Source organism: Bacteroides cellulosilyticus DSM 14838, assembly GCF_000158035.1.
Taxonomy (GTDB): Bacteria; Bacteroidota; Bacteroidia; order Bacteroidales; family Bacteroidaceae; genus Bacteroides; species Bacteroides cellulosilyticus.
The window spans coordinates 146,697-162,683 of the sequence record NZ_EQ973495.1 but is presented as its reverse complement, the minus strand read 5'-3'; the positions used below and the strand labels follow the sequence as shown (position 1 = coordinate 162,683).

Annotated in this window: 10 protein-coding genes; 8 read left to right on the top strand and 2 right to left on the bottom strand. The window is 47.2% G+C overall.

All coding sequences use genetic code 11. The features are described 5' to 3' along the window. Positions 1-347 precede the first annotated feature (347 nt). From hisG to BACCELL_RS22975, 7 genes are all read left to right on the top strand, one after another. A complete protein-coding gene (gene hisG, locus BACCELL_RS23005) occupies positions 348-1,202 on the top strand; it encodes an ATP phosphoribosyltransferase (protein ID WP_007214515.1) in 855 nt (284 codons plus the stop codon). Between the two features lie 246 nt (positions 1,203-1,448). After that, positions 1,449-2,729: a histidinol dehydrogenase gene (gene hisD, locus BACCELL_RS23000; RefSeq protein WP_007214514.1), complete on the top strand. Its 1,281-nt coding sequence runs from the start codon at positions 1,449-1,451 to the stop codon at positions 2,727-2,729. 93 nt (positions 2,730-2,822) lie between these two features. Next, positions 2,823-3,863: a histidinol-phosphate transaminase gene (gene hisC / locus BACCELL_RS22995; RefSeq protein ID WP_007214513.1), complete on the top strand. Its 1,041-nt coding sequence runs from the start codon at positions 2,823-2,825 to the stop codon at positions 3,861-3,863. Between the two features lie 28 nt (positions 3,864-3,891). Then, the gene (gene hisB, locus BACCELL_RS22990) at positions 3,892-5,040 is read left to right on the top strand and encodes a bifunctional histidinol-phosphatase/imidazoleglycerol-phosphate dehydratase HisB (RefSeq protein WP_007214512.1); all 1,149 of its coding nucleotides are present in this window, start codon (positions 3,892-3,894) and stop codon (positions 5,038-5,040) included. Positions 5,041-5,210: 170 nt separating this feature from the next. Further along, positions 5,211-6,704 carry a TolC family protein gene (locus tag BACCELL_RS22985; RefSeq protein WP_007214511.1) on the top strand — a complete coding sequence of 498 codons (1,494 nt, stop codon included), beginning with the start codon at positions 5,211-5,213 and terminating at the stop codon, positions 6,702-6,704. Between the two features lie 134 nt (positions 6,705-6,838). Next, positions 6,839-8,200 (top strand): sigma-54-dependent transcriptional regulator, encoded by a 1,362-nt coding sequence (locus tag BACCELL_RS22980; protein WP_007214510.1) that lies wholly within the window; start codon positions 6,839-6,841, stop codon positions 8,198-8,200. Further along, entirely contained in the window at positions 8,197-9,510 is a 1,314-nt protein-coding gene (locus tag BACCELL_RS22975; RefSeq protein ID WP_007214509.1) for a sensor histidine kinase, read from the top strand. The genes BACCELL_RS22980 and BACCELL_RS22975 overlap by 4 nt, the downstream gene beginning before the upstream one ends. Here BACCELL_RS22975 and aspD read toward each other — a convergent pair. Both aspD and aspT read right to left on the bottom strand, forming a co-directional pair. Beyond that, positions 9,497-11,119, bottom strand: a complete 1,623-nt coding sequence (aspD, locus tag BACCELL_RS22970) for an aspartate 4-decarboxylase (protein ID WP_007214508.1) — start codon at positions 11,117-11,119, stop codon at positions 9,497-9,499. The two genes, BACCELL_RS22975 and aspD, sit on opposite strands and share 14 nt — an antisense overlap. A gap of 295 nt (positions 11,120-11,414) precedes the next feature. Then, on the bottom strand, positions 11,415-13,109 hold the full coding sequence (gene aspT / locus BACCELL_RS22965; RefSeq protein ID WP_007214507.1) for an aspartate-alanine antiporter: 1,695 nt from the start codon (positions 13,107-13,109) through the stop codon (positions 11,415-11,417). Positions 13,110-13,406: 297 nt separating this feature from the next. Here aspT and BACCELL_RS22960 point away from each other — a divergent pair, with 297 nt between their 5' ends. Beyond that, positions 13,407-15,953, top strand: a complete 2,547-nt coding sequence (locus BACCELL_RS22960; RefSeq protein ID WP_044154331.1) for a DUF5686 and carboxypeptidase-like regulatory domain-containing protein — start codon at positions 13,407-13,409, stop codon at positions 15,951-15,953. Positions 15,954-15,987 lie beyond the last annotated feature (34 nt).

Sequence of the window (15,987 nt, the reverse complement as noted above, 5' to 3'; positions counted from 1 at the left end):
CCCGTAATAAATTGATCTATGCAAATCAGTGTAATTTGTAACGTAAACTAAGAAAATGATAGGAAAACGAAACTTTTTGTGATAAATCTTTGGAAGTTTCAAACGGATAGTTTACTTTTGTCGCATCAAAACAAAAGAATTGTATGAAAAATATTGTTGCACATCATCACCATCATCATTACCTGACGAATAATCGGTAGGCGTATGATTGTATGTGCATAATGAATAAACATATAAACGACGAGGCTTGCCGGATAATGGCAAGCCTCGTTTTTTGTTTTCAAGAGTTTAGTTAAGTCTAGTTTAGTTTTTGTGAGTAGTTAAATCGTAAAATTATAAATAAGATTATGTTATTAAGAATTGCAGTACAAGCTAAAGGTCGTCTTTATGACGAGACGATGTCATTTTTGGGAGAGTCGGATATCAAATTGAATGCAGTGAAACGTTCACTACTGGTACAATCGTCTAATTTTCCTGTAGAGGTGTTATTTTTGCGTGATGATGATATTCCGCAGTCGGTGGCAACAGGCGTGGCGGATATAGGTATCGTAGGCGAGAATGAATATGTGGAGAAGAATGAAAATGCAGAGATTGTAAAGCGTCTCGGATTCAGCAAATGCCGTTTGTCACTGGCTATTCCGAAGGATATCGAATATCCGGGTGTGCAGTGGTTTGAAGGAAGGAAGATTGCGACGTCGTATCCGGGTATCCTCAGTACATTCTTGAAAACTCAGAATGTGAATGCGGAGATACATGTGATTACAGGTTCCGTAGAAGTGGCACCGGGCATCGGACTGGCAGATGCGATTTTTGATATTGTTAGTTCGGGTTCTACGTTGGTGAGTAACCGGTTGAGAGAGGTGGAAGTGGTGATGAAATCGGAAGCACTGCTGATTGGTAACAGGAATCTGTGCGACGAGAAAAAGGAAATCCTGAAAGAATTGCTTTTCCGTATGGATGCTGTGAAGACGGCGGAAGATAAGAAGTATGTGCTGATGAATGCACCGAAGGAACGTTTGGAAGAGATTATCCAGGTGCTTCCGGGTATGAAGAGCCCGACGGTGATGCCGTTGGCACAGGAGGGCTGGTGCTCAGTACATACGGTGCTGGATGAAAAGTGCTTCTGGGAGATTATAGGAAAACTGAAGTCGCTGGGGGCAGAAGGAATTTTGGTGCTGCCGATTGAAAAAATGATATTGTGATGTACTTTTCTTTTGTCTTGAGACAAAAGAAAAGATACCAAAAGAAAAACTCAAGGCTGCACTTCCGGAGCTACTCCGGTAGCATTTTCAGCTAAAGGGCAGGAACTCGCTACGCTCAAACAGCCTGCCCTTCTTGACGCTGAAAATACTACCTGCGTTTGACGCTCCTACAGTGAGGCCGGAGACCATTCGGAGTGATAGTGTAGGGGTGATGGTGTAGAATGAATATAAAAAATGGAATAGGGTATGAAATTAATAAATAATCCGGATAGATCACAGTGGGCGGAGATACTGAAACGTCCGGTGATGAATACTGAGAATCTGTTCGATACGGTGCGAGGGATTATAGACCGCGTGAAATCGGACGGTGACCGTGCGGTGCTGGAGATGGAGGCAAAGTTTGATAAGGCGGAGCTGACATCGCTGGCGGTGACGGAGGCGGAACTGAAAGAAGCGGAGACGCTGGTGGATGAAAAGCTGAAGGCGGCTATTCGTCTGGCTAAACAGAATATTGAGACTTTCCATGCTGCACAGCGCTTTGAGGGCAAGAAGGTGGAACCCATGCCGGGCGTGACGTGTTGGCAAAAGGCGGTGGCTATTGAAAAGGTGGGATTGTATATTCCCGGAGGAACAGCTCCTCTGTTCTCTACGGTGCTGATGCTGGCTGTGCCTGCGAAGATTGCGGGTTGTAAGGAGATTGTGCTTTGCACACCGCCGGATAAAGAAGGAAGGGTGCATCCTGCTATTCTTTTTGCTGCACAGGTGGCAGGGGTGAACCGGATATTCAAGGCAGGTGGCGTGCAGGCTATTGCTTCGATGGCTTACGGAACGGAAAGCGTGCCGAAGGTTTACAAAATATTCGGTCCGGGAAACCAGTATGTGACAGCAGCGAAACAGTTGGTCAGTCTGCGTGATGTGGCGATTGATATGCCTGCCGGTCCATCGGAAGTGGAAGTGCTGGCGGATGAAACGGCGAATCCGGTATTTGTAGCTGCGGATCTGCTGAGCCAGGCTGAACACGGTGTGGATAGTCAGGCGATGCTGATTACCACTTCGGAGGCTTTGCAACAGGCTGTGAAAGAGGAGGTAGAACGTCAGTTGGAACTTCTGCCCCGTAAGGAAATTGCGGAGAAGTCTCTTGCCAACAGTAAGCTTATTGTGGTGAAAGATATGGAAGAGGCCATCGAACTGACGAACGAATATGCGCCCGAACACCTGATTGTGGAAACTGCGGACTATATGCAGGTGGCAGAACGTGTGGTGAATGCGGGCTCCGTTTTCTTGGGATCGCTCTCACCGGAAAGTGCGGGAGACTATGCTTCGGGAACGAATCATACCTTGCCGACGAACGGATATGCAAAAGCTTATAGCGGTGTGAGTCTGGATAGTTTTATCCGGAAGATTACGTTCCAGGAAATCCGCCCGGAAGGTATGAAGAATATCGGTCCTGCTATTGAAGAGATGGCGGCGAACGAACATCTGGATGCGCATAAGAATGCGGTAACAGTGAGATTAAAAACAATATAGAATGCAAATTACACGGATTACACGAGTAAGGGTAAAGATGAAATTTGTGTAATTCGCGTAATCAGTGTTCAATACTTTATCATATTATAGATCATGAAAACATTGCAAGAACTGACCCGTCCGAATATCTGGAAGCTGAAACCTTACTCTTCGGCACGTGATGAATATAAAGGTGTAACGGCATCGGTATTTCTCGATGCGAACGAGAATCCGTACAACCTGCCGCACAACCGCTATCCCGACCCGATGCAGTGGGAACTGAAAACGGAACTTTCCAAGATAAAGAAGGTGGCTCCCGAGCATATTTTCCTGGGCAATGGTAGCGACGAAGCTATCGACTTGGTTTTCCGTGCTTTCTGTGAGCCGGGAGTGGACAATGTGGTGGCTATCGATCCCACTTACGGCATGTATCAGGTATGTGCTGATGTGAATAATGTGGAGTATCGCAAAGTCTTGCTCGACGAGCATTTCCAGTTCTCGGCAGATAAGTTGCTGGCGGCTGCGGATGAACGGACAAAGCTGATTTTCCTGTGCTCGCCTAATAATCCTACCGGAAACGATCTGTTGCGCAGTGAGATAGAGAAGTTGCTGCGTGAGTTTGAAGGGTTGGTGATACTGGATGAGGCGTACAGTGACTTTTCAGAATCCCCGTCGTTCTTGCTGGATTTAGATAAATATCCGAATCTTGTTGTGTTCCAGACTTTTTCTAAAGCATGGGGCTGTGCGGCTATCCGCCTGGGAATGGCGTTTGCTTCTACGGAAATCATCGGTATCCTGAGCAAGATAAAGTATCCTTATAATGTGAACCAACTGACTCAGAAACAGGCAATAGAGATGTTGCACAAGTACTATGAGATAGAGCGTTGGGTGAAGAGATTGAAAGAGGAACGCGAGGATTTGGAGAAACGTTTTTCCGAACTGCCGTTGACGGTGAAAGTATTTCCGTCTGATGCCAATTTCTTCCTGGCACGGGTGACGGATGCGGTGAAAATCTATAATTATCTGGTAGGAGAGGGGATCATCGTCCGCAACCGTAATTCTATATCGCTTTGTGGCAACTGCCTGCGTGTGACGGTAGGAACAAGGATGGAGAATGATAAACTGATAGAAGCATTGCAGGGATTTATAATCTGATAATTTACAAAGTACAATTTTTGAGTACATGAAGAAAGTATTATTTATAGACCGTGACGGGACTTTGGTGCTTGAACCGCCCGTAGATTACCAGTTGGATTCGCTGGAAAAGTTGGAGTTTTATCCCAAAGTGATGCGTAACCTGGGCTTCATCCGTAGCAAATTGGATTTCGAGTTTGCGATGGTGACTAATCAAGATGGTTTGGGCACGGCATCTTTCCCGGAAGAAACTTTCTGGCCTGCGCATAACCTGATGATGAAGACGCTGGAGGGTGAAGGGATTACGTTTGATGAAATCTTCATCGACCGTAGCATGCCGGAAGATATGGCACCTACCCGGAAGCCGCGCACAGGGATGTTGACGAAGTATCTGAATAATCCGGAGTACGATCTTGCCGGAAGTTTCGTTATCGGTGACCGTCCGACGGATGTGGAACTGGCTAAGAATCTGGGTTGCCGGGCCATTTATTTGCAGGATGATACTACATTACTGAAACCGGAATCAGAAGGTGGAACTGCTGCCTGCGAAGGTTTGGAAGATGTATGTGCCCTTGTCACGAAAGATTGGGATAAAGTTGCCGAATTTCTTTTTGCCGGAGAACGCAAAGCGGAAGTACGTCGCACAACAAAGGAAACGGATATTTTCGTGTCTCTGAATCTGGATGGTAACGGTATCTGCGACATTCATACCGGACTGGGTTTCTTCGACCACATGCTGGAGCAAATAGGCAAGCATGGCGGTCTGGATCTGACGATCCATGTGAAAGGCGATTTGGAAGTGGATGAGCATCACACCATAGAAGATACTGCGATTGCATTAGGCGATTGCATCTATCAGGCATTGGGCAACAAGCGTGGCATCGAGCGTTATGGCTATGCCCTGACGATGGACGACTGCCTTTGCCAGGTTTGCCTGGATTTCGGTGGACGCCCCTGGCTGGTATGGGATGCAGAATTCAATCGTGAAAAGATTGGTGAGATGCCGACAGAAATGTTCCTGCATTTCTTTAAATCCCTGAGCGATGCCGCCAAGATGAACCTGAATGTCAAAGCGGAAGGTCAGAACGAGCACCATAAGATAGAAGGCATTTTCAAAGCGCTGGCCCGCGCTATAAAGATGGCGGTGAAGAGGGATATCTATCACTTTGAATTGCCGAGTTCGAAGGGAGTGCTTTAATTAGTGATTAGTGGGGTAGTGATAAGTGATTAGTACCCCACTAATCACTAATTACCGTCCATTTCTGAACATCCCCACTGTCCGATAATGAACACCCACCCCTGTCCAGAAGCATCCTGGCGCTTTGGCACGCTCTTTGCTTTTCTGTTTACAACTATTTTTTGATAAACATGAAAAGGAATATTTTACTCGCAGCTTGGATGCTATTTCCGTTCGCCGCTTTTGCACAGAACGATACATTGACAAACGAACGTGAACGTCTCATCACTTTAAATGAAGCGATAGCTTTGGCACGTACCCAGTCAGTGGATGCCGCCGTAGCGCTGAATGAATTGAAGACTTCATACTGGGAATATCGTACTTTCCGTGCCGACCTGTTACCGGAAGTGAATCTGAACGGTACTTTACCCAATTACAATAAATCTTACAGCAGATATCAAAACTCGGATGGTTCCTACTCATTTGTGCGTAACAATACGCTGGGACTTTCCGGAACCCTCTCCATAGACCAGAACTTATGGTTTACGGGTGGTAAACTGTCACTGGCTTCTTCTCTTGAATATATCAAGCAATTAGGATCCGGAGGAGATAAACGGTTTATGTCCGTCCCCGTCAGCCTGGAATTGTCGCAGCCTATTTTTGGAGTGAACAACTTGAAATGGAACCGTCGTATCGAACCAGTGAGATATGCAGAAGCAAAAGCTGCCTTTATCACTGCTACGGAACAGGTAACGATGAAGACAATCACTTATTTCTTCAATCTGCTGCTGGCAAAAGAAAATTTGAAAACTGCTCACCAGAATAAAGTGAATGCCGACCGCCTCTATGAAGTAGCAGTGGCAAAGCGTAAGATGGGGCAGATTTCTGAAAATGACCTGTTGCAGTTGAAACTGAATGCTTTGCAAGGTAAGGCGGATGTGACGGAAGCGGAGAGTAACCTGAATGCGAAAATGTTCCAGTTGCGTTCGTTCCTCGGTTTGTCGGAAGATGAGAATCTGAATCCGATGTTGCCGAATTCTGCACCGGATATGAAAATGGAATATAATCTTGTATTGAGCAAGGCTCTGGATCGGAACTCGTTTGCACAGAATATCCGTCGTCGCCAGTTGGAAGCGGACTATGAAGTGGCTACGGCTCGCGGCAATTTGCGCAGCATCGACTTGTTTGCCAGTGTGGGTTATACAGGGCAGGATCGTGATTTGACTTCCGCTTACAAGGGGCTGCTTGATAATCAGATTGTGCAGGTAGGTGTGAAAGTTCCTATCTTGGACTGGGGAAAACGTCGCGGAAAAGTACGTGTGGCAAAGAGTAATCGTGAAGTGGTGCTTTCCAGAATCCGGCAGGAACAGATGGACTTCAATCAGGATATTTTCTTGCTCGTAGCGAACTTCAATAATCAGGCACAACAATTGGGCATTGCACAGGAAGCTGACGGCATTGCCGAGAAACGTTATAAAACCAGTGTGGAAACCTTTATGATCGGACAAATCAGTACGCTGGACCTGAACGACGCACAGAAATCAAAAGATGAAGCAAGGCAGAAACATATTTCCGAGCTCTATTATTATTGGTACTATTTCTATCAAATCCGCAGTCTGACACTTTGGGATTTTGAACGGAATTGTGAACTGGAGGCGGACTTTGAAGAAATTGTGAGAGACTGAGTTTGAGTTATGAGTTATGAATAATAACTTATAACTCATAACCGTTTTTCGCTTGTTATTGAAAAAAACAGTGTTATTCTGTGCTTTCTGTGTGAAATCGTTTATTTTTGCAAACCATAAAACAACGAAATCTTATGATACTGATAATCGACGATGATAGTGCCGTACGTTCTTCCCTCAGTTTTATGCTGAAACGTGCAGGATATGAAGCGCAAACTGTTCCCGGACCGCGCGAAGCAATGGATGTGGTGCGTGCCGAGGCACCTGCCCTCATTTTGATGGACATGAACTTCACCCTTTCCACAACGGGAGAAGAGGGATTGACTTTACTGAAACAAGTGAAAATATTCCGCCCCGATGTACCTGTTATCCTGATGACGGCGTGGGGAAGTATACAACTTGCCGTGCAGGGTATGCAGGCGGGCGCGTTCGACTTTATCACAAAGCCGTGGAACAATGCCGCTTTGCTGCAACGTATTGAGACAGCCCTTGAACTGACTGCTGTCCCAAAAGATGCACCGGAAGAACAGAGCGAGACGCTGAACCGCAGCCATATCATCGGAAAATCTCAGGGATTGATGGAAGTGCTGAATACGGTGGCACGCATTGCGCGTACCAATGCCTCGGTACTGATTACCGGTGAGAGTGGAACGGGTAAGGAGCTGATTGCCGAAGCCATTCACATCAACAGCCAGCGGGTGAAACAGCCGTTTGTAAAGGTCAACCTGGGCGGTATTTCGCAGAGCCTTTTTGAAAGCGAAATGTTCGGCCATAAGAAAGGCGCTTTTACGGATGCGACAACAGACCGTGTAGGGCGCTTTGAACTTGCCAACAAGGGTACTATCTTTCTGGATGAAATCGGTGACCTCGATCCTTCCTGTCAGGTGAAACTGCTCCGTGTATTGCAGGATCAGACGTTTGAAGTGCTGGGTGACAGCCGTCCCCGCAAGACGGATATCCGGGTGGTATCCGCCACCAATGCCGACCTCCGCAAGATGGTGTCGGAACGTACATTCCGCGAAGATTTGTTTTATCGTATCAACCTGATAACCGTTAAGTTGCCATCCCTTCGCGAACGCCGTGAAGATATTCCTTTGCTGGCACGCCACTTTGCCGACCGCCAGGCAGAGCTTAACGGACTGCCCCGCACGGAATTCTCGGCAGATGCCCTGAACTTCCTTTCCCGCTTGCCTTATCCGGGAAATATCCGTGAATTGAAGAATCTGGTAGAGCGTACAATCCTCGTCAGCGGAAAGTCGACGCTGGATGCTTCGGATTTCGACGCACAATATCTGCGTCCTAATGAATCGGTGAAGGCTTCGGACGCATCGTCTCTGGCAGGCATGACGCTGGATGAAATAGAGCGTCAGACTATTTTGCAGGCGCTCGATCGCCATAAGGGAAATCTCAGTCAGGTAGCTATGACGCTCGGCATCAGTCGTGCCGCGCTCTATCGCCGACTGGAAAAGTTTAATATAACAGTCACAGAAAAGTGAGAATAAAGTTCTATTTCTCCATACTTGTCCTTTTCCTTCTGGGTTTAGGTGGTGTGCTTCTCTACTTGGCGAAGGGGATGAAGCCGTTGCACCTCTACATTGTAGAGGGAATCATTGCATTTATCCTGGTGTTCCTGTTTATCTTCTATCGTAAGATTGTGAAACCGATGAATATTATCGGCAGTGGTATGGAATTGCTGCGCGAACAGGATTTCAGCAGCAGGCTCAGCAAAGTAGGGCAATACGAGGCGGATCGCATTGTAAATGTGTTCAACCGTATGATGGAGCAATTAAAGAACGAACGTTTGCGTCTGCGCGAGCAAAATCATTTCCTGGACTTGCTTATCCAGGCTTCGCCGATGGGAGTTGTCATTACCACACTGAACGGTGAAATATCCCAGCTCAATCCGATGGGATTGAAGATGATGGGAGTACGCCTGGAAGAGATTATGGGAAAGAAAATTGAGAATATAGACTCTCCTTTGGCTGAAGAACTGGCGAATATCTCAAAAGATCAGACGGCAGTGGTGCGTCTGAATGACTCGAATATCTATAAGTGTACCCATTCCTCCTTTATCGACAGAGGTTTTCATCATCCTTTCTATCTGATAGAGAAGATGACGGACGAGGTGATGCGTGCTGAAAAGAAAGCGTATGAGAAGGTGATCCGCATGATTGCCCACGAGGTGAACAATACGACGGCGGGTATTACATCTACCCTCGATACCGTGGAGCAAGCTCTTTCCACTGAAGAGGATATGGAGGATATCTGCGATGTAATGCGCGTTTGTACAGAACGTTGCTTCTCTATGAGCCGCTTTATCACTCGTTTTGCCGATGTCGTGAAGATTCCTGAGCCCGCCTTGGTTACGGGCAAACTGAATGAACTGGCTTCCATGTGTAAGCGCTTTATGGAGGGTATGTGCAACGACCGGAATATCCTTCTCTGGCTGGAATGTGATCCGAAGTTGGAACCGGTACGCTTTGATGCGGCACTCTTGGAACAGGTATTGGTGAATATTATCAAGAATGCTGCGGAAAGCATCGAACATGCACCCGAAGGAACGATCCAGCAGGGTAGGGTTGTAGTCCGTACAATCGCTCCTACCACGATTGAAGTGGTAGATAATGGCCCCGGTATAACAAAAGAGACTGAAGCAAAGCTCTTCAGTCCCTTCTTTTCCACCAAACCGAACGGGCAGGGAATCGGTCTGGTGTTTATTCGCGAGGTGCTTACCCGTCATGGGTGTACGTTCTCTTTGCGTACGTACAGTGATGGGTTGACACGGTTCCGCATTATTTTTCCGTAGTCTTTTTCCATGCCTTTGCGTATTCGTCAAGAATCCGTTTGATGCCCTGGCCGATGACCACATAGTCCTTTTCGTTCAGGTTGGCAAGCGAGGCGCGTATACTCCATTCCGGACCATCGAAACCACCGCCGTTCAGCAGGACGAGAGACGTTTCTTTCGCCAGGCGGAATACGACGTTCAGCGGGCTGTAGGTACGTTTCAGGTATTCTACGAAATCATCTCCATAGAATTTCTTTGCCCATACCAGCATGTCGATCTCTGTATAATATCCTACGCGGAGCGGGTCTTTTATCAATGTGAATCCCGTATTATCCCACAAGGCATGCAGACGCTTTTCAATGATTTCCATCATCTTCAGTTTATATTTGTTTTCCTTATCCAGCAGGGCGAAGGAAGCGAATAAACTCATTTGCATCTGTTGGGGCAATGACAGGCCGGCGGTATGGTTCAGTGCAACCTGTCGGCTGTCAGCTACCATGCGGTCGATGAACTTCATTTTTTCGGGATGCAGAGTCAGGCTTGAGTAACGGCGATTCAGTGCATTGCGTTTATCTTCCGGCAGGCGGGCGATTTGCTTGTCGTAGATGTTGTCTTCGTGCAGGGCGATGACGGCATCACGCCAACCGGTAGCTCCGAAATATTTGGAGAAGGAATAGACACAAAGCGTATTGTGCGGCAGTTCAGCCATGAATGAGCGGAAGTGCGGGCTGAATGTGCCGTATACATCATCCGTGATAACCATCAGGTTGGGGTTATCATTCTTTACGATATCGACAATGCGTGCCATCGTCTCCGGACTGAGGGCGTAACTGGGCGGATTGCTGGGATTGGTCACGAAGAGCGCTTTGATGGCGGGATCTTTCAGGCGGTCGATGTCCTTGTCATTGTATTGCCAGAGGTGGAATCCGTCGTCCGTCATGCGGTCGGCATGTAGTTCTATCATGTTGAACTGGTAGCGACTTAGTTGCGGAATTTCAATGTAGGGGGTGAAAGCGGGCACCATCAGGGCGATGCCGTCACCTTTATCCAGCAGGAAGTTTTCCTGGAGGGAGTCGAAGAGGTAACACATGGCGGCGGTTCCGCCTTCGGTGGCAAAGAGGTCGAATGTGCCTCGTGGAGGGCGGTTATCACACATTTCTTGCGACAGATAATCTTGCACCAGTATTTCGGTGAAATGCAGGATGCGGTCGGGCACAGGATACTGGTCGCCGATGACGGCTTCTGCCCATTCATGTACCAGGGAGTCGGGATCGGCGGCATGTTGCATTAACAGGTAGTTATAGGTTTGCTCCAGGAGCTTGGCACCGTGGGCGGCGTTGTTCTTTTTGAGGAAGGCTTCGAAACGGGAGGCAATGCCTTCTTTTTGAGGGATGCCGGCGATGCCTTCGGGGAGGTTCATGACGCGACGACATTCTTCCAGTCCGAACTGTCCCAGGAGGAAGAAGGCTTCGCGAGGGGTGGTAGCTATCCAGTTAGGGTTACCGCGTCCTGCGTTCAGCATCGTGCGGGCAGTTTTCTTCAGGCTTTCATCGGCCATATCGATCAATTGGTTTTTCAGCTCGAATGGGCTGATCGTTTCCATTTTCTTTTCTAAGTTTTTGGTATCCATATCGTTAAGTTTTAATTGTTATCATATAATCTTTTGGTTCAATAAACTAATCCTGGGAGTGTGATAAACTAACTCTCGGGATGCAAGAATCTATTTTCGGAAATGCATAAAATTATTCATACCATAATTGTTTTTATATCTTACAACAGATGTGTTACTTTTTTACGATAGATATGTTACTTTCTTACAATAGCTGTTGTAAGAATAATAATATGCATTCTGAAGATTAATTCTTCGCATAGCGGTGATTAGTTTCTTGCATACGGTATATCAGTTGTATGCTATATCCGCCAGGTTAAATCAGCAGTACGATGACGACACCCCATATTATTAATAAGGTGTTGCCCACAGCATACGTTACCGTATAACCCAGCGCAGGCGTTTCGCTTTCCACCGCATCTTGTATTGCTCCCAGTGCGGCTGTCGTTGTACGTGCTCCGGCACAGCATCCCAGTGTTATTGCAGGGTGGAACTTGAAGACGTACTTACCCAGTAGCAAACCGATGATTAACGGCAAGGTAGTGGCTATGGCACCTACAATGAATAAACTGAGCCCGACATCCCGGAAACCCTGTATGAAACTCGGTCCGGCAGCTATTCCCACTACAGCAATGAACATATTCAGCCCTACATTATTCAGTACCCACAAGGAAGCTTCGGGAATACGTCCGAACGTAGGATGCTTGCTGCGCAGCCAACCGAAGAATAATCCGGCTATCAATGCGCCACCGCTCGTACTCAGACTGATGGGGACACCACCGATGTGGATGGATAATGCACCGAACAAACCACCTATCAGAATTCCTAATCCAACGAATATCATATCCGTTTGGTGGGTAGGCCGATCCACATATCCTATTTGTACAGCGGCACTTTCCACTTCTTGCTTGGTACCCACTACTTCGATGACGTCGCCGGCATCCAATTTTGTCTGTGCCAATACGGGTATTTCAATTCCCGCACGCTTGATGCTGCGGATGCTGACGCCATGCATGAATTTGTGCCGGCGGATATTTGCCACTGTCTTTCCGGCGAACGTTTTCTTTGTGACCGTGACAGGTAACGTCTCTGCCGGGAAATCGAGCAATTGTGCGTCCTGTATTTCATTGCCTATCCAGTCCTCTTCGCCGATAACGAATTCACGGCGTCCGCTGAGAACGACTTCGTCTCCTATATTCAATACGGTATTCGGGGACACATCCCGAACGACTCCTTGCTTGCGCAGGCGCTCTACGAACAGGCGTTTGCCATCTTTCTGGAAGTACATTTCCAAGTCTATCACCCGACGGCCTTGCTTGAACCATTCGTTTTCTATCTTGTAGGCGCGGAAGGTTACGGGGCGTGCGGCGTGCATGAAGCCCGGTTCGTCTGCCTCGGAACTACCCATTTTGGCTTCCAGTTCTTTGCAGGCAGCTTTTACTTTCTCCAGTCCGCCCAATAGTTTTGGACCGAGGGAGGAGAGTACCCAGGCTGAGCCTGCCGTACCGAAAACGTAAGTCACTGCATAAGATACGGGGATGATATTGATATAACTTTGGCGTTGCGCTTCGTCCAGTCCCATGTTTGCCATGGTGTCTTCGGCTACTCCGATGACGGCGGAGATGGTTTGCGAACCTGCCAGTAATCCGGCGGCTTCACCGGGATTGTAGCCCATTACAAGGGCGAGAAGCCAGGTTACCACCAATACCGATACACACATCAGCACGGCAAAGCCTACCTGGGGGAGTCCGTCTTTTTTCAGTCCGCGGAAGAACTGCGGTCCTACTTTATACCCGACGGCGAACAGAAAGAGAAGAAAGAACACGGATTTGATGGGGCCTGGTACGTCGATCTTCAACTGTCCTACCAATACGCCTACAAGCAATACGCTTGTGACCGTCCCCAAGCTGAACTTCCCGATGCGTAGCTTGCCAAGCCAGAACCCCAGAAACAGGGTGAGGAATATGGCAAGTTCGGGGCGCTCCCTGAGCTGGTTTATTATCCATTCCATAATTAAGTTGTTTAGGTTATTAATTGGTTTTCGATGCTTTTCGCGTCGTTTAAGATATATACAACAGCCTGCAAAAGGAAGTGTTTCGTGCAAAAGTGGTTTTTTAGAACATTTATTCAGTAAAACTGAACTTTCTAAAATAGTTTTCTTGCGTACCTTTGCGGGCGTTAAAGAAGGAAGAAAGAAGTGATGAGTTACAAGCTACAGGCTACAAGTGGCAATAACTTGCGCTTGTCGGTATAGCGCAGCCACTTGTAGCCTGTAGCTCGTAGCTTGTCACTTAATATAAAAATAGGTATGAGGTTTACTTTTTTAAGGATTTTATTGTTCATCAGCCTTTGCTGGATGAGCTTCCCCCTGCAAGCACAATATGTGGTACAAGGTGTTGTTACAGACTCGTTAACCCGTGAGCCTCTCCCATATACATCTGTGTATCTGAAAGGTACTACCGAAGGAGGTATGACCGATGACAAAGGACAGTTTTCTTTCAAGACCTACCGCCCCCAAGCCGTGCTGGTTATTTCTGCCATTGGATATAATGAATACACCCGTCTTATTCATCCGGCACAAGGTATCCGTCTTACCATCGCCCTTTCACCGGCAACGTATGCCCTGAATGAAGTGGTGGTAAAGCCCAAACGGGAGCGATATAAGAAAAAAGATAATCCCGCCGTGGAATTTGTGCGACAAATGATAGAACATCGGGATGACTATTCGCCCAAAGAGTTGGACTTCTGGCAACGGGATCGTTATGAGAAGATGACCTTTGCCATCAACAACTTCGACAGCGTAAAGCAACAGAAGTGGCTTTATCGTAAATTCAAGTTCCTGACGGACTATGTGGATACTTCCGCCGTTACGGGAAAGCCCGTGCTTGCCGTTTCCAACCGTGAGCTGCTGGCTACGGACTATTACCGCAAATCTCCCAAAAGCCAGAAACAGCGTGTACATGCCCGCCGACAGGCTGGTGTGGATGAGATGCTTTCGCAGCAAGGCATGGAGCAAGCTATCAGTGTGACGATGACGGATGTGGATATTTATGAGAACAACATCACGCTGTTTACCAATAAGTTCGTAAGTCCGCTCTCCTCACTGGGCCCTTCATTCTATAAATATTATCTGATGGATACGCTTACGATAGCGGGCCAGCCTTGTGTGGACCTGACGTTCGTACCCTTCAATTCCGAATCCTTCGGTTTTACGGGACACTTGTACGTTACTTTGGATAGTACCTATTTTGTGCGTCGTGCCACCATGAACTTTCCACAGAAAATCAATTTGAATTTTGTGGATTATATGTCTCTTGAACAGAACTTTACCCGTGGGGCAGACGGTACGCGCCAGTTGGCTGACGAACATATCACTACCGAATTCAAGCTGGTGGACAACAGTGACGGTATCTATGCCAAGCGGGATGTATATTACAGGAATTATGTGTATGAACCTTCTGCGGATGCCCTTTCGGCCTTTAAGAAGCCGGAAAAAGTGATTGAGCCGGCCGAAGCAACGCATCGCACGGAAGCTTACTGGGACGATAACCGTCAGGTGGAAGTCAGCAAGAAAGAAACTTCCGTTGATAAAATGATGGCGCAGCTTCGCACGTATCCTGTCTATTACTGGACGGAGAAGACCTTGAAAGTGCTGTTTACCGGATATATACCCGCGCCTAAAGAGAAAGAACCCCTGTTCTATATAGGTATGATGAATACCACCATAAGCGGTAATACGCTGGAAGGTGTGCGTCTGCGTGCGGGAGGTATGACTACGGCGTGGCTCAATCCACACCTATTTTATAAAGGATACATGGCTTACGGTTTCAAAGACCATCGGATGAAGGGAATGGCTGAAGTGGAATATTCTTTCCATAAGAAGAAGGAGTATGCCAACGAGTTTCCTATTCACTCTTTGAAAGCACGATATACCTCGGATGTAAACCAATACGGGCAACATTACCTCTATACCAGTCAGGACAACGTATTCCTGAGCTTGAAGCGCCAGAAGGACGACCGGATAGGCTATCAGCGCAAGGCGGAACTGACTTACACCAATGAGTTCCATTCCGGTTTCTCTTTTCAGCTCACTTCCCGCTTTCGGCAGGATGAGTCTTCGTATCTTATCCCTTTCCTGAAACAAGATGAGATGGCAACGCCCGTGAAGAATATATCGAATACCGAGTTTGAAGTAAAATTGCGTTATGCGCCGAATGAAAAATTCTTTCAGACGCAATGGAACCGCTTTCCGGTATCGCTGGATGCTCCGGTCTTCTCACTTTCGCATACGATGGCTGCAAAAGGAGTGTTGGGCGGTGATTATACCTATCAATATACAGAGGCAGGTTTTCAGAAACGTTTCTGGTTTTCGGCCTTCGGCTATACGGACGTTATCCTGAAAGCCGGAAAAGTTTGGAATAAAGTACCTTTCCCGTTACTGATTATCCCGAACGCCAACCTCTCTTATACCATTCAGCCGGAGTCTTACTCCCTGATGAATGCCATGGAGTTTATGAATGATGAATATGCTTCGTGGGACGTTACTTACTATCTAAATGGCTTTTTGTTCAACCGCGTACCTTTGCTGAAAAAGTTGAAATGGCGTGAAGTCCTTTCGTTTCGGGGATTGTACGGGAATTTGAGCGACAAAAATAATCCGACAGTCAGCAATGACCTTTTTCGTTTTCCCGTCACAACCTCTTATATGGGGGATACCCCTTATATGGAAGTGGGTGTCGGTGTAGAGAATATTTTGAAGGTAATCCGTCTCGACTATGTATGGCGATTAACTTACAGAAATCTGCCTGGAATTGATAAATCCGGTCTTAGAATCAGTCTGCACATGACATTTTAACTTAAATCTTACTAACAGAACATTAAATCGGATA

What these genes read in the sequence shown, in the direction of transcription:
- BACCELL_RS22980 (WP_007214510.1), top strand. Translation starts at nt 6,839, where the DNA reads ATGATACTGATAATCGACGATGATAGTGCCGTACGTTCTTCCCTCAGT.
- BACCELL_RS22960 (WP_044154331.1), top strand. Translation starts at nt 13,407, where the DNA reads ATGAGGTTTACTTTTTTAAGGATTTTATTGTTCATCAGCCTTTGCTGG.
- hisD (WP_007214514.1), top strand. Translation starts at nt 1,449, where the DNA reads ATGAAATTAATAAATAATCCGGATAGATCACAGTGGGCGGAGATACTG.
- BACCELL_RS22985 (WP_007214511.1), top strand. Translation starts at nt 5,211, where the DNA reads ATGAAAAGGAATATTTTACTCGCAGCTTGGATGCTATTTCCGTTCGCC.
- hisB (WP_007214512.1), top strand. Translation starts at nt 3,892, where the DNA reads ATGAAGAAAGTATTATTTATAGACCGTGACGGGACTTTGGTGCTTGAA.
- aspD (WP_007214508.1), bottom strand. Translation starts at nt 11,119, where the DNA reads ATGGATACCAAAAACTTAGAAAAGAAAATGGAAACGATCAGCCCATTC.
- hisG (WP_007214515.1), top strand. Translation starts at nt 348, where the DNA reads ATGTTATTAAGAATTGCAGTACAAGCTAAAGGTCGTCTTTATGACGAG.
- aspT (WP_007214507.1), bottom strand. Translation starts at nt 13,109, where the DNA reads ATGGAATGGATAATAAACCAGCTCAGGGAGCGCCCCGAACTTGCCATA.
- hisC (WP_007214513.1), top strand. Translation starts at nt 2,823, where the DNA reads ATGAAAACATTGCAAGAACTGACCCGTCCGAATATCTGGAAGCTGAAA.